At 71.1% G+C, this 21,975-nt stretch carries 17 protein-coding genes and 1 pseudogene; 12 read left to right on the top strand and 6 right to left on the bottom strand.

Annotated elements, in window-relative coordinates:
• The first annotated feature begins 360 nt into the window (after positions 1-360).
• Together AZE13_RS34020 and AZE13_RS34015 are read left to right on the top strand one after the other, a co-directional pair.
• Positions 361-813 carry a helix-turn-helix domain-containing protein gene (locus AZE13_RS34020; protein WP_079123989.1) on the top strand — a complete coding sequence of 151 codons (453 nt, stop codon included), beginning with the start codon at positions 361-363 and terminating at the stop codon, positions 811-813.
• A gap of 607 nt (positions 814-1,420) precedes the next feature.
• Positions 1,421-2,998, top strand: coding sequence for a recombinase family protein (locus tag AZE13_RS34015; RefSeq protein WP_147264662.1), 1,578 nt, complete (start codon positions 1,421-1,423; stop codon positions 2,996-2,998).
• 45 nt (positions 2,999-3,043) lie between these two features.
• Here AZE13_RS34015 and AZE13_RS14410 read toward each other — a convergent pair.
• The 6 genes and pseudogenes from AZE13_RS14410 to AZE13_RS14385 all read right to left on the bottom strand — a co-directional run.
• A pseudogene (locus AZE13_RS14410) lies at positions 3,044-3,364 on the bottom strand (EamA family transporter); the annotation flags it as partial.
• 257 nt (positions 3,365-3,621) lie between these two features.
• Positions 3,622-4,638, bottom strand: coding sequence for a 2-oxoacid:ferredoxin oxidoreductase subunit beta (locus tag AZE13_RS14405; protein ID WP_258527822.1), 1,017 nt, complete (start codon positions 4,636-4,638; stop codon positions 3,622-3,624).
• A gap of 127 nt (positions 4,639-4,765) precedes the next feature.
• Entirely contained in the window at positions 4,766-6,718 is a 1,953-nt protein-coding gene (locus AZE13_RS14400) for a 2-oxoacid:acceptor oxidoreductase subunit alpha (protein ID WP_066930980.1), read from the bottom strand.
• 289 nt (positions 6,719-7,007) lie between these two features.
• The gene (locus AZE13_RS14395; protein ID WP_066931410.1) at positions 7,008-7,667 is read right to left on the bottom strand and encodes a response regulator transcription factor; all 660 of its coding nucleotides are present in this window, start codon (positions 7,665-7,667) and stop codon (positions 7,008-7,010) included.
• Positions 7,668-7,996: 329 nt separating this feature from the next.
• Positions 7,997-9,283 carry a sensor histidine kinase gene (locus tag AZE13_RS14390; RefSeq protein ID WP_066930978.1) on the bottom strand — a complete coding sequence of 429 codons (1,287 nt, stop codon included), beginning with the start codon at positions 9,281-9,283 and terminating at the stop codon, positions 7,997-7,999.
• Between the two features lie 410 nt (positions 9,284-9,693).
• On the bottom strand, positions 9,694-10,989 hold the full coding sequence (locus tag AZE13_RS14385; RefSeq protein WP_079123986.1) for a sensor histidine kinase: 1,296 nt from the start codon (positions 10,987-10,989) through the stop codon (positions 9,694-9,696).
• Positions 10,990-11,358: 369 nt separating this feature from the next.
• Here AZE13_RS14385 and AZE13_RS14380 point away from each other — a divergent pair, with 369 nt between their 5' ends.
• From AZE13_RS14380 to AZE13_RS14335, 10 genes are read left to right on the top strand one after another with little or no spacing between them, the layout of a single operon-like run.
• Positions 11,359-11,760, top strand: coding sequence for an NADH-quinone oxidoreductase subunit A (locus tag AZE13_RS14380; protein ID WP_066930976.1), 402 nt, complete (start codon positions 11,359-11,361; stop codon positions 11,758-11,760).
• Positions 11,751-12,395, top strand: coding sequence for an NADH-quinone oxidoreductase subunit B (locus tag AZE13_RS39015; protein ID WP_066930975.1), 645 nt, complete (start codon positions 11,751-11,753; stop codon positions 12,393-12,395). The genes AZE13_RS14380 and AZE13_RS39015 overlap by 10 nt, the downstream gene beginning before the upstream one ends.
• Complete coding sequence (locus tag AZE13_RS14370) at positions 12,392-13,741, top strand: NADH-quinone oxidoreductase subunit C (protein WP_079123985.1); 1,350 nt, start codon at positions 12,392-12,394, stop codon at positions 13,739-13,741. Before AZE13_RS39015 ends, AZE13_RS14370 begins: the two co-directional genes overlap by 4 nt.
• Positions 13,738-14,703 (top strand): complex I subunit 1/NuoH family protein, encoded by a 966-nt coding sequence (locus tag AZE13_RS14365; protein WP_066930972.1) that lies wholly within the window; start codon positions 13,738-13,740, stop codon positions 14,701-14,703. Before AZE13_RS14370 ends, AZE13_RS14365 begins: the two co-directional genes overlap by 4 nt.
• Positions 14,703-15,362 carry a NuoI/complex I 23 kDa subunit family protein gene (locus AZE13_RS14360; protein ID WP_066930970.1) on the top strand — a complete coding sequence of 220 codons (660 nt, stop codon included), beginning with the start codon at positions 14,703-14,705 and terminating at the stop codon, positions 15,360-15,362. Before AZE13_RS14365 ends, AZE13_RS14360 begins: the two co-directional genes overlap by 1 nt.
• Before the next feature lie 2 nt (positions 15,363-15,364).
• Positions 15,365-16,021 carry an NADH-quinone oxidoreductase subunit J gene (locus AZE13_RS14355; protein WP_066931404.1) on the top strand — a complete coding sequence of 219 codons (657 nt, stop codon included), beginning with the start codon at positions 15,365-15,367 and terminating at the stop codon, positions 16,019-16,021.
• A complete protein-coding gene (nuoK, locus tag AZE13_RS14350) occupies positions 16,021-16,407 on the top strand; it encodes an NADH-quinone oxidoreductase subunit NuoK (protein WP_066930968.1) in 387 nt (128 codons plus the stop codon). Before AZE13_RS14355 ends, nuoK begins: the two co-directional genes overlap by 1 nt.
• Positions 16,404-18,401 (top strand): NADH-quinone oxidoreductase subunit L, encoded by a 1,998-nt coding sequence (locus tag AZE13_RS14345; protein ID WP_066930966.1) that lies wholly within the window; start codon positions 16,404-16,406, stop codon positions 18,399-18,401. Before nuoK ends, AZE13_RS14345 begins: the two co-directional genes overlap by 4 nt.
• Positions 18,402-18,404: 3 nt before the next feature.
• A complete protein-coding gene (locus AZE13_RS14340) occupies positions 18,405-20,162 on the top strand; it encodes a NuoM family protein (protein ID WP_258527792.1) in 1,758 nt (585 codons plus the stop codon).
• Positions 20,162-21,736, top strand: coding sequence for an NADH-quinone oxidoreductase subunit N (locus tag AZE13_RS14335; protein WP_066930964.1), 1,575 nt, complete (start codon positions 20,162-20,164; stop codon positions 21,734-21,736). The genes AZE13_RS14340 and AZE13_RS14335 overlap by 1 nt, the downstream gene beginning before the upstream one ends.
• Positions 21,737-21,975 lie beyond the last annotated feature (239 nt).

Here is a 21,975-nt window from a genome sequence, read left to right as displayed (position 1 = left end):
GCGCAACCGCCAAGCGGTGGCCGGGTGAACGTCCAGCCGCCGAGCGGCCCGGGCGCCGTCGGTGTCGCCCGCTGCGTTCATTGCAGCAAGTAGGCGCGCATGGTCGTAGTGCATGGGTGCCCCCTGGTCGTCGTCCTTACGTTCTGACGAGAAGGAACGTAACCCTACTGATTGCGTTCTGGCAAGAAAGTTAGCTGCTGTGACCTATCCCCGAATATCTCCAGTGCGCGTCCGGCTACCCCATGTATGCTGCCCATATGTCCACGAAGAGGTGAACATGGTGTTTTCTGGCCAGCAAAGTGCGCGTTAGTAATCCGTCAAGATGCGGCATGTTGCGTTCTGGCTAGGTAGATTGCATCCATGCGAAGGAACGAACAGGAAAGAAAGAACACACCCGAGGGGGGTCTGCGCGAGTTCGCGCGCTGGTTCTCAGATCGACTCACGGCCCTCGGGTACGACGTATCCGGGCCACGTAGCGGCGGCCGAGGCGACTTTGCCAAGAGGGCCGGCGTGTCGTCCGCAACCGTCTCCCGGATCATCAACGAGGTATCAGTCCCGCGGCCCGACGTGCTCGCGGCGATGGCGCCAACGCTCGGCGTATCGCTCGGCGAGCTACTCGTGCGCTCCGGGTGGGCGACCGAGGAAGAGCTCACCCGCACCGCGCCGCCAGCCGAGGGTGGCCGCCGGATCACGGCCGAAGAAGCGGCGCTGCTACTCGGCATCACCGACCAGCAGCGCCTACAGCTCTTCGTGACCTTCGTCACGGAAATGCAGCGTCAAGAGGCGCAAAACAGTACGGATAACGACAGATAAGGCCAACCGAGCAAAGACCGAGTGATGCGCCGTCAGGACATCCAGCCGCGGATGTCAGACCGGTACAGCACACTGTGTGTCAGACCCACCAAGATCGCCACAAGGCGCCGCGTAGGTCAGATAACGGCTCGATCTTCCCTGGTCCACGAAGAGGCACCCCCCTCGTGCAGCCCAGGGAACAACGGTTGAGCGACACACAGATCTGGGGAGGATCGACGACTTGAAGAACGAGAAGCGGGTCGCAGCAGCGGCGATCACGGCCGCAGCAGTCGGCGCTGCGATGGTGGGGGCCAGCGCCTGCTTGCCCACCCCCCGTCGCAACGTCACGCGGTCGGGACTCGCCGTGTTGTGCGCTGCGGTACCCGCTATCGCTATCACTCAACGTCGACACGCAGCAGAACGCGCCTACCGCGACGGCTACCGCCTCGGCATCCAGCACGCCGGCCCCTCCCTCTGGACCATTTCGTAAGCTGCGCTTCCCCCCACATCTCCCCCCACCCCACACAAGGCGTCCGACGCCGGCCGCGAACCGCGGCCGAGCGTCGGCGGTACTACCCGCATTCAATCCCCAAGGGAGGAAGGCGAGTTGACACCACGCCTGTCACTGGTGAGCACCATCACCTCACAGGAACCGGTGCCCGCCATCGGGTACATACGGGTTTCAACCTGGCGAGAGGAGAAGATCAGCCCAGAACTACAGAAGAAAACCATTCTCGAATGGGCGCGCCGCCACAACCGGATCATCGTTCGTTGGATCCCCGACCTTGACAAGACCGGCCGCAACTTCAAACGACGGATCATGGAAGCCATCGTCGCCGTCGAGAAGCAAGAAGCCCGGGAAATAGCCGTCTGGAAGTACTCCCGATTTGGCCGCACACGACACGGCGTTGCCATCAACCTCGCCCGAGTCAACCGCGTTGGCGGCGAGTTGCAATCGGCTACCGAAGAAGTCGACGCCACTACGGCGGCGGGAAAGTTCCACCGCGGGATGCTGTTCGAGGTCGCAGCGTTCGAGTCCGACCGCGCCGGCGAGCAGTGGAAAGAAACCCACGACTGGCGGCGCGAGCACGGACTGCCCGCCGCGGGCGGACGGCGTGCCGGGTACACGTGGCATCGACGCATCGGCCCCGACGACAAGCCACAAGAAGAGCGATACGAACCCAACGACGCAGGGCCAGCGTACGGCGGTCTCTTCCTGCGGTACGTCAACGGCGAGGGGTACATGCCACTCACCAACTGGCTCAACCACAACGGGTACAAGAACACCCGCGGCAAGCCCTGGACACATGAGTCGCTGCGTTGGTACATGGACTCGGGCTTTGCGGCCGGCCTGCTGCACGTCCACCGGCCCGACACCTGCCAAGGGCTCGAAGAGCCCTGCAAGAAGCGGGCGCACTACATCCACATACCCGGAGCGCACAAACCGCTCATCGGCTTGCCCAAAGAAGGAGAGGAGAAGGGCGAAGAGGAACAGGCCGAAGAAGCTAAAGCCATCTGGGACGCGTACCTACTCGCACGCGAGCGGACCAAGAAGACGCCGCCAAGAGCGCGCCAACCTAAGTACCCTCTCGCTGGGCTGACTTGGTGTGGCGTATGCGAGGCATCGCGGGCCGGCGTTTTCAATGCTGGCGATACGTCAAACAAGTACCGCTGTAAGGCGTACGAACGGGATCGTTCCTGCACTGGTGCCTATGTTCGGCGCTCGTATGCGGAAGAGAAGACCTACGAATGGTTGCAGAGCGTTGCTGGCGAGGTCGACGCCAATCCTGCACCGCTACCGGAAGTGGAGGAAGGAAAGCCAGACCTGAAGAAAGTCAAAGCCCAGCTCGACGCGCGGCTGCTCAAGGTGCAGGCCGGCATCGACAATGCCAACACACTGCACGCTCTTGGTGATCTCGACCGCGACGAGTTCCTGCGGACGAAAGCGACGCTCAAGAAGCAGCGCGAGAAGATCGAGAAGCAACTAAGCGAGCTGGAGTTCGAAGAAGTGAAGGCGGAAGGCGCGGCGCCCTACCTGCCCGCGGTCCGCAACTTGCTGGAGGAGTGGGACACCCTCCCCGTGTCGGTCGTGCGGGGCATCCTCGCGTCACTCATCGACCGAGTCCACATGTTCCCCGGGCCGCACATCGAGATCACGCCCGTGTGGACCTCTGAGCGGTGGTCATCGCTCGAACTCACTGCCTAGGGAAGTCGGCATTCGCCTACGTCCCTAAAGCTGTCCTTTAGGGGAGTAGCCCAGCGATGCCTCCAGGACGTGGCCGGAGTTGACCGCCCAGATGTAGAGGAACCAGTTCGCCGAGATGACCAGGGTGCAGGCCAGGATCAGCGCGAGCCTCCTGGGCTGCCGCAGCAGCGGGCCTATCCAGGCCCAGCGGCGCAGCACGGTCAGGATCACGACGGCGACCGGCAGCGACCACACCATGCGGTGGGCCAGGATCTCGGACGGTGCGGCGGCTTCCAGCAGATGCCAGTACAGCGGCAGCAGGCCCCACATCGTGTAGGCGGCAAGACCGTAGGCGAGTCCGGTGCGCTGATCACTTCTCGACGGCAAGGGGGACCCTCCTGACGGTGCTGCGGTGACCCTGTGACGGTAGCGTCGTTCGGCCCTGCCCGTCATGTGCGTCCCGGCATACGGTCATGACGGACGCGGGGCGCGCGCGGCAGCACCGACGCCAGGAACGTGATCAGGATCCTGGTCACGCCCGATCAGGATCGGGAGGAACAGGAACAGGAACAGGAACAGGAACGGGGGCCTCCGGAGCCCGTGAGGACGTCCGGAGGCCCCCGCTGGGCCCGGCCGTGGGATCGTCAGCCCACGACCGTCCAGGTGTCGTTGCCGGCCAGCAGCGCGGCGAGGTCGCCCTTGCCCTGCTGCTCGACGGCGGTGTCGAGTTGCTCGGCCATGAGGGTGTCGTAGACCGGGCGGTCGACATTGCGGAGGATGCCGATGGGGGTGTGGTGGAGGGTGGTGGGGTCGGCGAGGCGGGAAAGGGCGAAGGCGGTGGTCGGTGAGGGGTTGTGCGCATCGTGCACCAGAACCCCGTCCGTGCCCTCCTCCAGGACGTCGATGATCTTGAGGTCGCCGGTGGCCGGATCGCGGACCACACCCTTGGCGCCAAGGCCGTCGGGGGCCGGTGCGCCGAAGCGGATCGGCTGCCCGTGCTCCAGGCGGATGACGGCCTCCTGGGCCTTCTCCTTGTCCTTGAGGACCTCGAAGGCGCCGTCGTTGAAGATGTTGCAGTTCTGGTAGATCTCCACCAGCGCCGTGCCGGGGTGGGCGGCGGCCTCGCGCAGCACGGAGGTCAGGTGCTTGCGGTCGGAGTCGACGGTGCGGGCGACGAAGGTGGCCTCGGCGCCCAGGGCGAGGGAGACGGGGTTGAACGGAGCGTCCAGGGAGCCCATCGGCGTCGACTTGGTGATCTTGCCGACCTCGGAGGTCGGGGAGTACTGGCCCTTGGTCAGACCGTAGATCCGGTTGTTGAACAGCAGGATCTTGAGGTTGACGTTGCGGCGCAGGGCGTGGATGAGGTGGTTGCCGCCGATGGACAGCGCATCGCCGTCGCCGGTGACCACCCACACGGACAGGTCCCGCCGCGACGAGGCCAGCCCCGTCGCGATCGCCGGGGCGCGGCCGTGGATGGAGTGCATCCCGTAGGTGTTCATGTAGTACGGGAAGCGGGAGGAGCAGCCGATACCGGAGACGAAGACGATGTTCTCCTTCGCCAGGCCCAGCTCGGGCAGGAAGCCCTGGACGGCGGCGAGGACGGCGTAATCGCCGCAGCCGGGGCACCAGCGCACTTCCTGATCGGACTTGAAGTCCTTCATGGACTGCTTGGCCTCGGCCTTGGGCACCAGCGACAGCGCCTCGGCCTGCGGGCTGCTCTCCGCCCGCACCGGGGACGTCACCGCGGACGCCTTGCCCCGCACCGCGGGCTTCTCCTCCGAGATCGTCTCAGTCATTGATGGCCTCCTTAAAGACCTCCGCGAGCTGCTCGGCCTTGAACGGCATCCCGCTGACCTGGGTGTGCGAGCGCGCGTCGACCAGATACCTGGCGCGCAGCAGCGTGGCGAGCTGCCCGAGGTTCATCTCCGGCACGATCACCTTCTCGTAACGCGCCAGTACCTCACCCAGATTCCGGGGGAAGGGGTTGAGATGGCGCAGATGGGCCTGCGCGATGCGCCCCCCTGCGCCCCGCACGCGCCGTACCGCCGCGGTGATCGGGCCGTAGGTCGAGCCCCAGCCGATGACGAGGGTGGCGGCGCCGCGCCCGTCGTCGTCGGCGGGGTCGTCGACGACGAGGTCCGGGACGGTGATGCCGTCGACCTTCGCCTGGCGGGTGCGGACCATGAAGTCGTGGTTGGCCGGGTCGTAGGAGATGTTGCCCGTGCCGTCCTGCTTCTCGATGCCGCCGATGCGGTGCTCCAGCCCCGGCGTGCCCGGTACCGCCCAGGGGCGGGCCAGCGTGTGCTCGTCGCGCTTGTACGGCCAGAACACCTCGGTGCCGTCCGCCAGCCGGTGGTTGGCGCCGGTGGCGAACTGGACCCGCAGGTCGGGCAGTTCGGCGGGATCGGGGATCCGCCAGGGCTCGGAGCCGTTGGCCAGATAGCCGTCGGAGAGCAGGAACACCGGGGTGCGGTAGGCCAGCGCGATCCGGGCCGCGTCCAGCGCCGCGTCGAAGCAGTCGGCGGGGGTCCGGGGCGCGACGACCGGGACGGGGGCCTCGCCGTTGCGGCCGTACATCGCCTGCAGCAGATCCGCCTGCTCGGTCTTGGTCGGCAGCCCCGTCGACGGCCCGCCGCGCTGGATGTCCACCACCAGAAGCGGCAGCTCCAGGCTGACCGCCAGCCCGATCGTCTCCGACTTCAGCGCCACCCCCGGCCCCGACGTCGTCGTCACCGCCAGCGCACCGCCGAACGCGGCCCCCAGCGCCGCCCCGATCCCGGCGATCTCGTCCTCCGCCTGGAACGTGCGCACGCCGAAGTTCTTGTGCTTCGACAGCTCATGCAGGATGTCGGAGGCCGGCGTGATCGGATACGAGCCCAGGTACAGCGGCAGGTCCGCCTGCTGGGAGGCGGCGATCAGCCCGTAGGACAGCGCCAGGTTCCCGGAGATGTTCCGGTACGTCCCCGCCTCGAAGGCCCGCGTGGCCGGAGCGACCTCGTACGAGACCGCGAAATCCTCCGTGGTCTCACCGAAGTTCCACCCCGCCCGGAACGCCGTCACATTCGCCTCGGCGATATCCGGCTTCTTCGCGAACTTCGCCCGCAGGAACTTCTCCGTGCCCTCCGTCGGCCGGTGGTACATCCACGACAACAGCCCCAGCGCGAACATGTTCTTGCTGCGCTCGGCCTCCTTGCGGGAGAGCCCGAACTCCTTGAGCGCCTCGATGGTCAGTGTCGTCAGCGGCACCGGGTGGACGTTGTAGGCGGCCAGTGAGCCGTCCTCCAGCGGGCTGGTCTCGTAGCCGACCTTCGCCATCGGGCGCTTGGTGAACTCGTCGGTGTTGACGATGATCTCCGCGCCGCGCGGGACGTCGGCGAGGTTGGCCTTGAGGGCGGCCGGGTTCATCGCGACCAGGACGTTGGGGGCGTCGCCGGGGGTGAGGATGTCGTGGTCGGCGAAGTGCAGCTGGAAGCTGGAGACCCCGGGCAGGGTGCCGGCGGGGGCCCGGATCTCGGCGGGGAAGTTCGGCAGCGTCGACAGGTCGTTGCCGAACGACGCCGTCTCGGACGTGAAACGGTCCCCGGTGAGCTGCATACCGTCACCGGAGTCACCGGCAAACCGGATGATCACCCGGTCCAGACGCCGGACTTCCTTGCCTTGCCCGCCGTCACCGGAAGAGCGCTGTTCCCCGACATGCGCTGCGTCGGTCTGCTCGGCTGGGCTACTGACCTGGCTGGTCACTGCTTCGGACCTCCCTCGAGGGGTGCGGCGTCCCCGCCGGAGGCAGGGCTCGGGACGTGTCGTACCGGACGGTTGTCCCATAACCATCGTACGTGGGTAAGGGTTCCCTTCCCCGGGGTGATCGCATGGTGGAGCCTGGCATGAGACACCGTTCTGGTGTGTTTTGTCATGAAATCACCGCCCCCGTGACCGCTTATTCAAGACGCTCCGGGCTCGTGCTTTGGTTCTCCGTCCGAAGTCCTAGGCCCCGGGTGGTCGCGGTGGGAGCGGCTCGGGACCGGAGATGTGCTCAGGACCGGAGATGGGTGAGCACGGCGAGCACTCTGCGGTGATCCTCGTCACTCTGCGCCAGGCCCAGCTTCAGGAAGATGTTGCTCACGTGCTTCTCCACCGCACCACCGCTGACCACCAGCTGACGGGCGATGGCGGAGTTCGTCCGGCCCTCGGCCATCAGCCCCAGCACCTCCCGCTCCCGGGGAGTCAGATGGGCCAGTACGTCCTGCTTACGGCTGCGCCCCAGCAGCTGCGCCACCACCTCCGGGTCCAGCGCGGTCCCGCCCTCGGCGACCCGGACCACCGCGTCGACGAACTCGCGCACCTCCGCCACCCGGTCCTTGAGCAGATAGCCGATCCCCCGGCTCGAACCCGCCAGCAGCTCCGTGGCGTACTGCTCCTCGACGTACTGGGAGAGCACCAGCACCCCCAGGCCGGGGTGGTCCCGGCGCAGCCGGATCGCGGCCCGCACCCCCTCGTCGGTGTGGGTCGGCGGCATCCGGACGTCCGCCACCACCACATCCGGCAGCGCGCCCTCGTCCGCCAGCTCCCCGACCGTCTTCATCAGCGACTCGGCGTCGCCCACGCCCGCCACGACCTCATGCCCCCGGTCGGTGAGCAGCCGGCTCAGCCCCTCCCGCAGCAGCACCGAATCCTCGGCGATCACCACCCGCACCTTGTCCTCCACGTCCTTCACGGCTCGGATCCCCCAGCCTCATCGCGCCCCACCCTGTCGGCCTCCAGCATCCCAGCATCTGGATGGGCGGGCCGGACGGGCGGGCGGGGTGGGGCGGAGGGGGAGAGGGCAGAGGAGGAGAGGGGAGAGGGGCTTACGGAGGCACCGGGGGCACTGGGGGCCGAGGGCCAGGGAGGGGCGCGACGGCGGTGTGGCGGGGCCGGACCCCCGTCCCGGCCCCGCCACACCTGCCCGCCCGCCCGCCGTGCTCGCCGGCGGTCACCCGCGCCGGCGTGGCTCGCGGTCACCCGCGCCGGCGCAGCTCGCCGTCACCCGCGCCAGGGCAGCTCGGCGGTGATGGCCGTCGGGCCGCCGGCCGGGGAGTCCACTATCAGCAGGCCGTCGACGGCGGCGAGCCGTTCGGCGAGGCCCGCCAGGCCGGTGCCGCCGTGGAGGTCGGCACCGCCCCGGCCGTCGTCCGTCACCAGCAGCATGATCCGGTCCGCGGTGCGCCAGACGTCCAGCGTCGCGCTGCCGGCCCGGGAGTGCCGGGAGACGTTCCGCAGCAGCTCGTACGCCGTGAAGTACGCCATGCCCTCGATCGCCGCGGCCGGCCTGTGGTCCAGGTTCAGGTCCGGATCCACGGTCACCCGCACCGGAACCGCGCACCGCGCGGCGAGCGCCGACAGCGCCGGGCCGAGCCCGCGGTCGGTGAGGATCGCCGGGTGTATCCCACGGGCCAGATCCCGCAGCTCCTGGAGCGCGATCTTGACCTCGCCGTGCGCCTCGTCGACGAGCCTCGCGGCGGCCTGCGGATCCTCCGCCAGCTTCGCCTTCGCCAGCCCGAGATCCATCGCCAGCGAGGCCAGCCGGGCCTGGGCCCCGTCATGCAGATCGCGCTCGATCCGCCGCAGGTCGGCCGCCGCGGTGTCGACCGCCACCCCGCGGTCCGACTCCAGCTGCGAGACCCGGGTGGCGAGGGGCGAGGGACCCAGCAGGCCCTGGACCATGACCCGGTCCACCTGCGTCAGCCCGCGGATCACCCATGGCCCGGCCAGCACCAGCAGCAGCCCGATCCCGCTGGTGAAAGCGATCTTCGCCGGAGTGTCGGCGTAGTAGAAGTGGCCGTTGCCGAAGTCCACCAGCTGGATACCGGGCTGGTCGAGGTACGCGGGGAACGTCCACCGCCACAACGGATAGGACAGCAGCAGCCAGCCGACGGACCAGAACACCAGCGAGAAGACGAAGGCGAAGACCGCCCACGGGAAGTGCAGCAGGGAGTAGAGGAGGTGCCGCCAGGACGCCCCGCTCTTCAGCACGGCCCCGATCCACGCCATCAGGCCCGGCTTCGCGGGCCGCACCGGCTCCGGGGCGGCCACCTCCAGGCCCAGCAGGGCCCGCGCCCGCGCCCGCTCCAGGGCGCCCAGGCCCCGGCTGCCGGCCAGCCCGCCCGCCAGCACCGGGACGCCCAGGAACGTGACGAGCAGACCGGCGCCGAGCGCGATCACCGCTATCGCGTACGCGAACATCAGGACGGCCATCGGAAGGCTGAGGAAGAGATACAGGAAGGCCCGCCAGGTGCGCCCGGAGAAGGGGGCGCGCAGCCCCACGGGCACCCGGGAGCCATGAGGGCGCGGTGCGTGTGGTGCGCGTGGTGCCTGCGGCGTGTGCGATGCCTGGCGCGTCCCGTGCGTTCTGTGCGTCCTGTGCGTCCCGTGCGTCCTGTACGTCCGGTGTGCCTGGGGTGGCTGTGATGCGTGCGGTGGGTATGTGGTGTCCATCGTCCCGTCGTCGTCCGTTCTGCCGTTCTGCCGTGTGCGGGCCTCGTTGCGTCGCGCGTCGCGGCGCCGGCGGCTCGGGTGGCCTCTCGCCCCAGTGGCTCTTCCGCTACGACCAGCCTCCGCGCCCCCGGCTCCCCGCACCATGAGGCTCTTTGCAGTCTTCTCCGGGGGTTTTCCCCACCCCCGTGCCCCTCCCGCACCTGCTGCGGTCGAGCGCGATCGGTCGCCTGGTCGGCGGCCCGGCCCTACGGTGACGTCGTCGACGACGGCCGCCACGGGAGCTCCGCCGTCACCCGCGTCGGCCCGCCGGCCGGGGAATCCAGGACGAACAGGCCGTCCACCGACCCCAGCCGCTCGGCGAGCCCGGCCATCCCGCTGCCGCCGTCCAGCCGCGCGCCGCCCCGCCCGTCATCCACCACCTGTATGAGCAGCTGGTCGCCCGCCCGTCGCGCAGCACCGCCCTTGTCCGAGGGCCCTGCGGGCCTGCCCCCCTCGACTCGGACTCGCCGCACCTCGACGGACGCCCGCCGCGCCCCGCTGTGCTTGGCGACGTTCTGCAGCAGCTCGGAGACGGTGAAGTAGACGATCCCCTCGATGGCCGGCGCGGGCCGCTCGTCCAGATCCACGGAGACCGTCGTCGGCACCGTGCAGCGCCCGGCCAGCGAGGCCAGGGCAGGCCCCAGGCCGCGGTCGGTGAGGATCGCCGGATGGATGCCCCGTGCCAGGTCCCGTAGCTCCTGCAGCGCCAGCTTCGCCTCGCCGTGCGCCTCGTCCACCATCGCGGCCACGCTCGCGTCGGCCTGCCCCTCCAGCAGCTTCTCCTTCGCCAGACCCAGCCCCATGGCCAGCGCCACCAGCCGGGCCTGCGCCCCGTCGTGCAGATCCCGTTCGATGCGCCGCAGGTCGGCGGCCGCGGTGTCGGTCACCGTCATCCGGTCCGACTCCAGCTCGGCGATCCGCCGCTCCAGCTCGTCGGACGGCGACAGCAGCCCGCGCACCATCGCCCGGTCCACGTTCGACAGCCAGCGCGCCACCCACGGCAGCGCCGGCCACGCCGCGACGAGCGAGACGAGGACGACCGTGAACGTGAGCATGATCCACGGCAGCCGGACGAACGTGAACAGCGCATGCCGCCACGCCACCGGATCCTTCAGGCACATCCACAGCCACGGGAAGAATCCCCGCTCCCGCATCCGCAGCGGGCTCGGTTCCTCGATCCGCACCCCGAGCAGCGCCCGCGCCCGGGCCCGCTCCGGCTTCCCGTACTGCCGGCACACCATGAGCCCCACGGCCAGCAGGGGCAGCCCGATCACCGTGACGGAGAGCGCGATACCCAGCGCCAGCCACACCATCAGCACCAGGAACGTCACGGTGCCCAGCGGGAAATTGGCGAGCAGATACCCGATCTCCCGCCAGGTCGCACCGCTCAACGCCGGGCGGGGCGGCGGTGGTGTGTCGTCGTCCAGGGCGCCGTCCGGGTCCGGGGCGTTGTCCGGAATGCTGGTATGGCCTTCAGCGCTGGGGCGGAAACTCTCCGTCATATGCCCAGCCTGCCCGGTCGCCCGCCCGGGTGCCATGGGGTGGCCGGGGTGACGGGGGTGGGGTTTACCCCACGTCGCCGACGGGGGAGAGGGCGGCGGCAACGACGGGAGCGGGGAGCGAGGGGCGGGGGGCGGGGAGCGGCGTTTCGTCCGCTCTGTGAGACAACTGCTGAGATGGAAGGGCGGGGCGTGCGCGCCGCGCGGCGCCAAGGTGGGGCGAAGTCGGGCGAAGTGCCGGGGTGCGGCGCGGGCGGGCTCGCCATCGGCGAAGACGCGGCTGCTCAGGGCGGCACGCCAGGGCCTAGACTCCCGTTCCGTACAGATCGTCGAAGTCGTTGAACAAGCGCAGTCAGGGAGCGAGGGGCGGACGTGCCGGACGCGACCGTACGCACCACCGTCGCCGCGGACTACTTCCAGGGCTACTCGGTCGTCGGGATCATCGCCGTGGTCGGCGTGCTCTTCGTCGCCGTGGCCTTCGGAGCCGGGCGGCTGCTGAGGCCTGTCGTACCGACGCCCGAGAAGCTGCTGACGTACGAATGCGGCGTGGACCCGGTCGGTGAGGGCTGGGCGCACACCCAGGTCCGCTACTACGTCTACGCCTTCCTCTACGTCATCTTCGCCGTCGACTCGATCTTCCTGTTCCCCTGGGCGACGATCTTCGCCGCCCCCGGCTTCGGCGGGGTGACGCTCGTGGAGATGTTCATCTTCCTCGGGTTCCTCGCCATCGGCCTGCTCTACGCATGGAAGAAGGGCGTCCTGCAATGGACGTGACTCCCGCCTCCGCCGGCCCGGCAGCCGCGCCCGAGGGCGCCGCCCCCGAGTTCCTGCCGGCGCCGCGCCGTCTGGGCACGCTCGCCCGGCTCGCGCCGGAACCGATGAAGGTGGTCCTCAACTGGGGGCGCCGCTACAGCCTGTGGGTCTTCAACTTCGGCCTGGCCTGTTGCGCCATCGAGTTCATCGCGGCCTCCATGGCGCGTCACGACTTCATCCGGCTCGGCGTGATCCCGTTCGCGCCCGGCCCGCGCCAGGCCGACCTGATGGTCGTCTCCGGCACCGTCACCGACAAGATGGCACCGGCGGTCAAGCGGCTCTACGAGCAGATGCCCGAGCCGAAGTACGTCATCTCCTTCGGGGCCTGCTCCAACTGCGGCGGCCCCTACTGGGACTCGTACTCGGTCACCAAGGGCGTGGACCAGATCATTCCGGTGGATGTGTACGTGCCCGGGTGCCCGCCGCGGCCGGAGGCGCTGCTCCAGGGCATCCTCAAACTCCAGGAGAAGATCGCGCGCGAGTCGCTGGGGGAGCGGTACGCGCACGGCCCCGCCGCCCGGCCGTCCGCCGCCGCGCTGCGCAGCGGACTGGTGGCGCCGCCTGCCTCCCGGACGGCGGGGGAGGAGCCCCGATGAACGAGCAGCCGGAGAACCCCGAGTGGTCCGGGCAGTCCGGGCAGTCCGGGCAGTCCGTGGAGCCTGCCGCCGAGTCCGCGCCCGCGCCCGAGCCCGTCGTCGGCTGGCTGCCGCGGCCCGCGAGCGAGATCTTCGGGACGGGGGCCACCGCGGAGCTGGCCTACGATCTGCTGACCGTCGACGTCCCCGTGGACAACTGGCTCACCGCGCTGACGGCCGCCCGCGACGACCTCGGCTGCCGCTACTTCGACTGGCTGAGCGCCGTCGACGAGCCCGGCACCGGCTTCCGGATCTGCGCCCACCTCGCGGACGTGGCGCACCCGGGTACCGTCCGCCGGCTGATCGTCCGGACGACGGTGCCGCACGATGCGGCCGCGCTGCCCACCGCCGTGGGCGTGTACGCGGGCGCGGGCTGGCACGAGCGCGAGACCCACGAGATGTTCGGCGTGGACTTCACCGGCCACCCCCACCTCGTACCGCTGCTGCTCCCGGAGAGCTTCGAGGGCCATCCGCTGCGCAAGGACTTCGTGCTGGCGGCGCGGGTCGCGAAGGCGTGGCCGGGAGCCAAGGAGCCGGGGGAGTCCGAGCACGGCGGGCCCAAGCGGCGGCAGATGCTGCCTCCGGGCGTCCCGGACCCGAACGAGTGGGGTCCGCTCAAGGGCCAGTTGCCGCCTGCGCCCGCGCGGCCGGCGCGGGGTGCGCGCGCGGCGGGCGGGGCCCGCGCGGCGGGCACCGCAGTGGGTGAGCGCCCGGCCCGGCGTACCCGTAGCGCGAGCGCGGGGTCGGCGAGCCAGCAGACCGCGGCGGAGGGGGCCGGAGCCCCGGCGGCCCCGGCGGCCGGGGAAGCCCCGGCGGCGCCGGCCGCCCCGGCGCGTACCGCGCGTCCGGAGCGCCCGGCGCGCCGTACCCGCTCGGCGAGCCAGGGATCGGCGAGCCAGCAGCGTGCGGCGGCGGGAACGCCGGAACCTGCCGGTACGCCGGAACCTGCCGGGACGGCTGAGCCTGCCGGGACGGCCGGGCCCGAGCGGGCCCCGGCGGCCAGGGCCGAGGCGGCACCCGCCGAGAAGGCGCCGGAGGCGGCCGCCGCCCCGCGCTCGTCCGACGCGCCCTGGCACCACGCCCGCCCCGCCTTCGACGAGCCGGAGCAGAGGCCCGCGCCCGAACAGCGGGAAAGGCCCGAGGCCGAGGAGCCCGAGCGGCCCGAGCGGCCCGCGAAGCCGGAGAAACCGGCACCGGAAGAGCCCGCGCCCGAAAAGCCCGCGTCCGCGACCTCATCCGAGAAATCCTCACCCGAGAAGCCCGCACAAGGACCCGAGAAGCCCGCACAAGGAGGTGACACCCCATGAGCGACGCTCTCGACATCGCGCTGCGCCTCCTCGCCGTCTTCGTCGTGTTCCTGGTGTTCCCCCTGGTCATCGGGCAGACCGAGCACAAGGTCATGGCCCATATGCAGGGCCGCCTCGGCCCCATGTACGCGGGCGGGTTCCACGGCTGGGCCCAGCTGGTCGCCGACGGCGTGAAGTTCGCGCAGAAGGAAGACATCGTTCCGGCCGGCGCCGACCGGCGGATCTTCCAGCTCGCGCCCGCCGTCGCCCTGCTGCCGTACCTCCTGGTCCTGGTCGCCATCCCGATCGGCCCGGGCGGCGCGGTGGGACAGGTCCTGGACGCCGGGATCTTCTTCGTCCTCGCCGTCATGGGCGTCGGCGTACTCGGCTCGCTGATGGCCGGCTGGGCCTCCGCGAACAAGTTCTCGCTGCTCGGCGGCCTGCGGACGGCCGCACAGCTGCTGGCGTACGAGCTGCCGATGCTGCTCGCCGCGGCCTCGGTCGCGATGGCGGCCGGCACTCTCTCGCTGCCCGGCATCGTCGAGGCCTTCCACTGGTGGTGGGTGCCGTGGCAGCTCGTGGGCGGGCTGGTCTTCTTCACCGCGGGGCTCGCCGAGCTGCAGCGGCCGCCGTTCGACATGCCGGTCGCCGACTCGGAGATCATTTTCGGTGCGTACACCGAGTACACCGGACTGCGGTTCGCGCTGTTCCTGCTCGCCGAGTACGCGGGCATCGTCGTCCTGTGCGCGCTGACGTCGGTGCTCTTCCTCGGCGGCTGGCACGGCCCGTTCGGCGCCGACGGCCTGGGCTGGCTGTGGACGCTGCTGAAGACCGCGATCCTCGCGTTCGGCGTCATCTGGCTGCGGGTCACCTACCCGCGGCTGCGCGAGGACCAGCTCCAGAAGGTGTCCTGGACGGTCCTCATCCCGCTGGCCCTGGCCCAGATCGCCGTCACCGGCGTCGTCAAGGTGGTGATCTCGTAATGGGCATCCCCGGATCAGGTCTGGCCAAGGGCCTGGCCGTCACTCTGCGGACGATGACGCGGAAGTCCGTCACCGCGCAGTACCCGGACGTCCAGCCCGACCTCCCGCCCCGTACCCGCGGTGTCATCGGGCTGTTCGAGGAGAACTGCACGGTCTGCATGCTGTGCGCGCGTGAGTGCCCGGACTGGTGCATCTACATCGACTCCCACAAGGAGACGGTGCCGCCGGCCGCGCCCGGAGGACGGGAGCGCAGCCGCAATGTGCTGGACCGCTTCGCGATCGACTTCTCGCTGTGCATGTACTGCGGTATCTGCATCGAGGTCTGCCCCTTCGACGCGCTCTTCTGGTCGCCGGAGTTCGAGTACGCCGAGACGGACATCCGCGAGCTGACCCACGAGCGGGACAAGCTCCGCGAGTGGATGTGGACGGTGCCCGAGCCGCCGGCGCTCGACCCGGCGGCCGAGGAGCCCAAGGAGCTCGCCGCCGCCCGCAAGGCCGCGGACAAGCTCGCCGCGCAGCAGGCGGCGGAAGCCGCGGCGCGGGCCGAGGCCGAGGCCGCGGCCGGAGACCGGCAACGACCGGAGACCTCGGAGGCTTCAGAGACCTCGGGTACCTCGGGTACCTCGGAGACTTCAGGGACTTCAGGGGAGGAAGCGTGACGCTGCTCGCCGCCACGGCCGCAGGCCACGGCTTCCTCTCGCCCACCGGTGTCGAGATCGCCTTCCTGCTCGTCGGGATCGCCACCCTCGGCGCCGCCGTCATCACCGTCACCACCCGGCAGCTGGTGCACGCCGCCCTCTGGCTGGTCGTCGCGCTCGGCGGGGTCGCTGTCGAGTACCTCCTCCTCACGGCCGAGTTCATCGCCTGGGTGCAGGTGCTGATCTACGTCGGTTCCGTGGTCGTCCTCCTCCTCTTCGGGCTGATGCTGACGAAGGCGCCCATCGGACGTTCCCTGGACGCGGACTCCGGCAACCGCTGGGCGGCGCTCGCGGTGGCCCTCGCCTCGGCCGGGGCCCTGGTCTGGGTCGTCGTCGACGCCTTCCGCGCCACCTGGATCGACCTGGGCACGCCCCAGGGCTCCAGCGAAACCACGGGGCGCAGCCTCTTCCAGTACTGGGTGCTGCCCTTCGAGGCGCTGTCCGTGCTGCTGCTCGCCGCGCTCGTCGGGGCGATCGTGCTGTCCCGCAAGACGGGTGAGGGCAAGGGCGCCGCGGCCACCCTCGGGAACGGCGCCTCCGCCGCCCCCGCAGCGGACTCCGCAGGACCCGCGGCCGCCGCGGGCCCCACCGCCCCCGCCCCGCGAGAGGAGCGGCGCTGATGCACCTCGCCTACCCGGCCGTCCTCGCCGTCCTCCTCTTCTGCACCGGTCTGTACGGCGTGCTCGCCCGCCGCAACGCGATCCTGGTGCTGATGTCCGTCGAGCTGATGCTCAACGCCGTCAACCTCAACCTCGTCGCCTTCGACGTCTGGCTGCGCGACACCCTGCACGCCGGCCAGGCGCTCACCCTCTTCACCATCGCCGTCGCCGCCGCCGAGATCGGCATCGGCCTGGCGATCGTGCTGCTCGTGTACCGCAACCGCGGCAGCTCCGACATCGACCGGCTCCGCGACCTCGCCGAGCGGCCGGACGACACGGACGGCGCGGGCGGTGCGCAGGCGACCGCGACCCCGCAGCCGGATCCCAAGGCGGAGGCCACCGCGTGACACTCACGACCACCGCCTTCCTCGTTCCCCTCCTGCCGTTCCTCGGGGCCGTGGCCGGCCTCCTCCTCGGCCGGCGCGCGCCCGGTTTCGTACGGCCGCTGGCCGTGCTGCCGACGCTGGCCGCGGCCGTGCTGACCATCGCCGTCGCCTTCGGACAGGGCGGCGGCCCGGCGACCGATGTCGCCACCCGGCTCACCCCGACCGGCTCGGTCCCCATCGACCTGGCCCTGCACATCGACGGCTTCGCCGCGCTGATCGCCGTCCTGGTCGGTGTCGTGGCGACCTGTGTGCAGATCTACTCCACCGGCTATCTGCGCGACGACCCGCGCTACCCGTCCTACGCCGCGCTGGTCTCCCTCTTCACCTCCGCGATGCTGCTGGTCGTCTACACCGGCGACCTGATGCTGCTGCTGGTCGGCTGGGAAGTCATGGGCATCTGCTCCTACTTCCTCGTCGGCCACTACTGGGAGACCGAGACCGCCCGCGCCGCGTCCCTCAAGGCCTTCCTCGTCACCAAGCTCGGCGATGTCCCCTTCCTCTTCGGCATCTTCGCGCTGGCCGCCGACGCCGGTACGTTCCGCATCACCGGCATCCTGGGCGCCGTCACCAGCGGCGGCCTGGACCACCCCACGCTGATCGCGCTGCTCCTGCTGGGCGGCGTCGCGGGCAAGTCCGCGCAGTTCCCGCTGCACACCTGGCTCCCGGACGCGATGGCCGGCCCGACGCCGGTCTCCGCGCTGATCCACGCCGCGACGATGGTGGCGGCCGGTGTCTATGTCGTGGCCCGTCTCCTCCCGGTCTTCGCGGCCTCCGCGGCCGCGCTGGCCGTGCTCGCCGTCCTGGCCGCGATCACCATGGTCGGCTCCGCCCTCGCCGCGCTGGCCCAGGACGACATCAAACGCGTCCTGGCCTATTCGACGGTCGGCCAGCTCGGCTACATGCTCGGCGCGCTGGCCGTCGGCGACCGCGGCGCCGCCGTCTTCCACCTCCTCACCCACGGTGCGTTCAAGGCCCTCCTCTTCCTCGGCGCCGGCGTGATCATCCACGCCGCCGGCACCAACTCGCTGGCCGCCATGTCCCGGATGGGCGGACTGGCCCGGCGTATCCCGGACGCGTACTGGACCGTCACCGTCGCGCTGCTCGCGCTCGCCGCGATCCCGCCGTTCGCCGGCTTCTTCTCCAAGGAAGCCGTCCTCGGCGCCGCCGAGCACGCCGCCCACGGCTCCGCGCCCGGCGTCCCCGGTGCCGTCGGCTGGACCGTCCTGCTCTCCGGACTGCTCACCGCCCTCCTCACCGCGGCGTACGCGGCCCGCCTGTGGCTGCTCGCCTTCAAGGGCAGGGGAGCCGAGGCCCCCGACCACGGCGGACAGCCGGTGGTCATGAACGGCGTCCTGTGGGTGCTCTTCGTCCCCACCCTCGCGCTCGGGCTGACCGCCCCCTTCCTGCCCGACTGGTTCGACGGGCGCTCCCTCGCACCGACCCTGACCACCTCCGTCCTCGGCACCGTCATCGCCCTCGCGGGCGTCCTGCTCACCTACGTCGCCTGGCGGCACACCACCGGCCTCGCCGCCCGTACGCCCATCGGCGCGGTCATCACCGCCCCGGACGCCGCCCCCGGCCTCGCCGAGGAGACCGCCCTGGCCACCCACGCCCCCGTGTACGGAAGTGTTTCCGGTGCCGCCGACCCGGCCGACCCGGGCCGCCTCCTCCTCGGCCCGCTGCACCGCCACGCGGCCGTCGGCTTCCACCTCGACGCCGTCTACTCCGCGCTCTTCGTCCGGCCCGTACGCGCCGCCGCCTCGCTCGTCCGCTTCCTGGACCGCGAGGTCGTCGACGCCTACGTCCGCGGCGCGGGCACCGCCCCCCGCCTGCTGGGCGCCGCCGTCCGCCGCGCCCAGACCGGGAACGTGCAGACCTACCTCGGCGCGCTGCTCGCGGGCTCGCTCGTCCTGGCCATCGCCGCCGTCCTCGTCGCTACGGGCACGGGAGCCTGACCGATGCACCTGACTCACACCGCCATGCAGATCCTCCTCGCGGCCGTCATCGTCCTCCCCCTCATCGGTGCGCTGGCCGCACTGCTCCCGGCCCCGCCCGGCCTCAAGGGCCGCAACCCCGACCAGGCCGTACTGCGCCACGGCGTGACCGTCACCGGTGCCGTGCTCGCCGCGACCGTCGCGCTGGCCGCCGGCTTCGACCACGGTCACCCGGCCCGTATGCAGGCCACCACCGACCTCAGCTGGATCCCGGCGCTGGACATCCGCATCCACCTCGGCGTCGACGGCATCTCGCTCCCCCTCCTCGTCCTGACCGCGCTGCTGACCTTCCTCTGCGCGCTCTACAGCTACTTCACAATGCCAACGGGCCCGTCACCCAAGGCCTTTGTGGCCCTGCTGCTCGTCCTGGAGGCCGGCACCCTCGCCACCTTCGCCGTCCTGGACCTGATGCTCTTCTTCCTCGCCTTCGAGATGGTCCTCATCCCGATGTACTTCCTGATCGCCCGCTGGGGCGGTGCGGGGAAGCAGGCGGCGGCGTGGAAGTTCATCCTCTACACGCTGCTCGGCTCCGTCGTGATGCTGCTCGGCCTCCTCCTCATCGGCCTGAAATCCGGCACGTTCGACATGGTGGCACTCGCCACTGACAACGGCCCGAAAGCCCAGCTCAGCCACACCGTTCAGGTCCTGGCGGTGCTCGCGGTCGGCATCGGACTGGCCGTCAAGTCCCCGATGTGGCCGCTGCACAGCTGGCTGCCCGACGCCCACACCGCCGCCCCCACCGTCGGCTCGGTGCTGCTGGCCGGTGTGCTGCTGAAGATGGGCACGTACGGGTTCGTGCGGATCGCGCTGCCCATCACGCCCGAGGGCATGCAGACCTTCGCGCCGTACCTCGCCGCGTTCGCCGCCGTCGGCATCATCTACGGCTCGCTCGCCTGCCTCGCCCTCGTACGCAAGGGCGCCAAGGGCGACCTCAAGCGCCTGATCGCCTACAGCTCCGTCGGCCACATGGGCTTCGTCCTGCTCGGCATCGCCTCCATGACCCCCACCGGCGTCAACGGCGCGCTCTTCGCCAACATCGCGCACGGCCTCATCACCGGCCTCCTCTTCTTCCTGGTCGGCGCCCTCAAGGACCGCACCAGAACCACCGACCTCGACGCCCTGTCCCGCCCGTCGCCCGACCACCGCCCCTCAACGAGCGGCTCCGCCGCGCCCCTTCCGGTCGCCACCGGCGCCGCCCTCTACGGCAGGGCCCCCCGCTTCGGTGGCCTGCTCGCCTTCGGGGCCATCGCCTCCCTCGGCCTCCCCGGGCTGGCCGGTTTCTGGGGCGAGATGCTCGCCATGTTCGGTGCCTTCCGCCCGGCCGAAGGACTCAGCCGCCCCGCCTTCCTGACGTTCATGGCCCTGGCCGGCCTCGGCACCCTGCTGACCGCCGCCTACCTGCTGCTCGTCGTCCGCCGCGTCTGCATGGGCGGCACCCCGCACCTCGCGCCGACCGCCCCGCTCGCCGCCGCCGACCCGGACGGCCCCGACGGCCCGGTGGGCCCGGACGGCGACGGCGACGGCGCCGGGACGCCCGGAGGCGCGTCCGCACGGGCCGCTGGCGCCGCCCCCGCAGCCCCCGCCATCCCCGACATCGCGCGCTACGAGTACGCCGCCTGGACCCCCCTCGCCGTGCTCACCGTCCTCACCGGACTGTGGCCCGCGGCCCTCCTCGGCCTCACCGACCCGGCCGTCCAGCAGCTCCTCGGAGGCGGTAAGTGATGAGTTCGGTCACCTCTCTGGTCCAGTCCGTCGACTGGGTCGCCCTCGCACCGCCCACCATCACCGCGGTCGTCGCCCTGGTGGTGCTCGTCGCCGACCTCTTCCTCCCGGTGGCCCGCAAGCCGCTGCTGGGCTGGATCGCCACGGCCGGGCTCGCCCTCGCCGCACTGTCGCTGCTGCCCCTGATCGGCGCCGGCCGGCGCACCTTCTGCGTCCCCGGGCACGCCGATGTGTGCAGTTACGCGGCCGACCCGTTCGCCCTGGTCATCCAGTTCCTGGTGCTCGCCGGCGCGCTGCTGACCGCCCTGCTGTCCATCGACACCGTGCGGGACCACGGCCTGCCCACCGGCGAGTACTGGTTCCTGCTGCTGTCCTCGGCCGCCGGCGCCGCCCTGCTGCCCGCGTCCAGGGACCTCGCCACCCTCGTCATCGCCCTCGAAGTCGCGTCGCTGCCCGCCTTCGCCCTCGTCGGGCTGCGCCGCGGCGACCGGCTCTCCTCCGAGGCGGCGCTGAAGTTCTTCCTCTCCTCGGTGGCCGCCACCGCCGTGATGCTGCTCGGTGTGAGCTTCCTGTACGCCGCCACCGGCAGCCTGTACCTCACCCGGGTGGCGGACGCCCTCACCGCCCTCCCGGACCCGCGCCTGGCCACGCTGGCCGGCGCCGGCGTCGCGCTCACCCTGGTGGGCTTCGCCTTCAAGACCGCGGCCGCCCCGTTCCACTTCTGGGTGCCGGACACCTACGTCGGCGCCCCGCTGCCCATCGCCGGCTACCTCTCCGTGGTCGGCAAGGCCGTCGGCTTCTCCGGCCTGATCCTCGTCACCGTCCAGGGCTTCCCCTCGTACGCGGACGTCTGGGGCCCGGCGCTGGCCGTGCTCGCCGCGGTCACCATGACCGTCGGCAACGCCGCCGCCCTCCGCCAGGACCCGCACCGCGCGCACAGCGCCGTACGGCTGCTCGCCTGGTCCTCGGTCGGCCAGGCCGGCTACCTCCTGGTCCCGCTCGCGGCGGCCGGTTACGCGCGGCAGCCCGCGCACGCCATCGGGTCCACCGTCGCCTACGCCCTGATGTACGCGGTGGTGAACCTCGGCGCCTTCGCCGTCGCCGCCCTGGTGGCCCGTACGCGCCCCGCCAACCGCCTCGCCGACTACCGGGGCCTGTACCAGCGGCGGCCCCTGGCGGCGCTCGCCCTCGGCTTCTTCCTGCTCTGCCTCGCCGGTCTGCCGCCGGGCATCATCGGGCTGTTCGCCAAGGTCGTGGTCTTCTCCGCGGCCGTCGACGCCGGGCTGGGCTGGCTCGCGGTGGTCATGGCGGTCAACGTCGTGATCGCGCTCTACTACTACCTGCAGTGGACCGCGGTGCTCTTCCGGGGCGCCGAGGCCGCCGAGCCCGCCGAGGCCGTCGAGCCCGCCGGAGGGGCGGCCGAGACCGCCGCGCTCGCGGCACCGGGGCCGTACCGGGCGGCCGGGATCCCGGCCCCGCTCGCCACCGCGATCGTCCTCGCCACCGCCCTCGGCATCGCCCTCTCCGGCGCCCCGCAGCTGGTCCTGCGCTTCGCGTCCGGCGCGCTGCTCTGACGCCCGGACGGGCGGCCTGACGGGCCGACGGGCCCCATGGGCCCAACGGGCTGGACGGGCCCGATGAGCCTGACGGACCGGACGGGCGCTGCTCCGACGCGGCACCACGAGGCGGTGCACGCCCTTCACGCCGGGGAACCACTCCCCTCCATCTCACGTTGACCAGTGAGTAAGGGTCCACTGGAGAGTGGAGCAACGCAGCACAGGGTTCCCCTGCCGCACCGCTTGGAGGGCGTACC

Source organism: Streptomyces sp. NBRC 110611 (assembly GCF_001590865.1).
In the GTDB taxonomy this organism is placed as follows: Bacteria; Actinomycetota; Actinomycetes; order Streptomycetales; family Streptomycetaceae; genus Streptomyces.
Note: the sequence above shows the minus strand (reverse complement) of the source record. Positions and strands in the feature narration are given on the sequence as shown.

Bases quoted from the DNA above. Each gene is read 5' to 3' on its own strand.
- AZE13_RS34020 (WP_079123989.1), top strand. From the start codon at position 361: ATGCGAAGGAACGAACAGGAAAGAAAGAACACACCCGAGGGGGGTCTG.
- AZE13_RS14405 (WP_258527822.1), bottom strand. From the start codon at position 4,638: ATGAAGGACTTCAAGTCCGATCAGGAAGTGCGCTGGTGCCCCGGCTGC.
- AZE13_RS14385 (WP_079123986.1), bottom strand. From the start codon at position 10,989: ATGACGGAGAGTTTCCGCCCCAGCGCTGAAGGCCATACCAGCATTCCG.
- AZE13_RS39015 (WP_066930975.1), top strand. From the start codon at position 11,751: ATGGACGTGACTCCCGCCTCCGCCGGCCCGGCAGCCGCGCCCGAGGGC.
- AZE13_RS14370 (WP_079123985.1), top strand. From the start codon at position 12,392: ATGAACGAGCAGCCGGAGAACCCCGAGTGGTCCGGGCAGTCCGGGCAG.
- AZE13_RS14365 (WP_066930972.1), top strand. From the start codon at position 13,738: ATGAGCGACGCTCTCGACATCGCGCTGCGCCTCCTCGCCGTCTTCGTC.
- AZE13_RS14360 (WP_066930970.1), top strand. From the start codon at position 14,703: ATGGGCATCCCCGGATCAGGTCTGGCCAAGGGCCTGGCCGTCACTCTG.
- nuoK (WP_066930968.1), top strand. From the start codon at position 16,021: ATGCACCTCGCCTACCCGGCCGTCCTCGCCGTCCTCCTCTTCTGCACC.
- AZE13_RS14340 (WP_258527792.1), top strand. From the start codon at position 18,405: ATGCACCTGACTCACACCGCCATGCAGATCCTCCTCGCGGCCGTCATC.
- AZE13_RS14335 (WP_066930964.1), top strand. From the start codon at position 20,162: ATGAGTTCGGTCACCTCTCTGGTCCAGTCCGTCGACTGGGTCGCCCTC.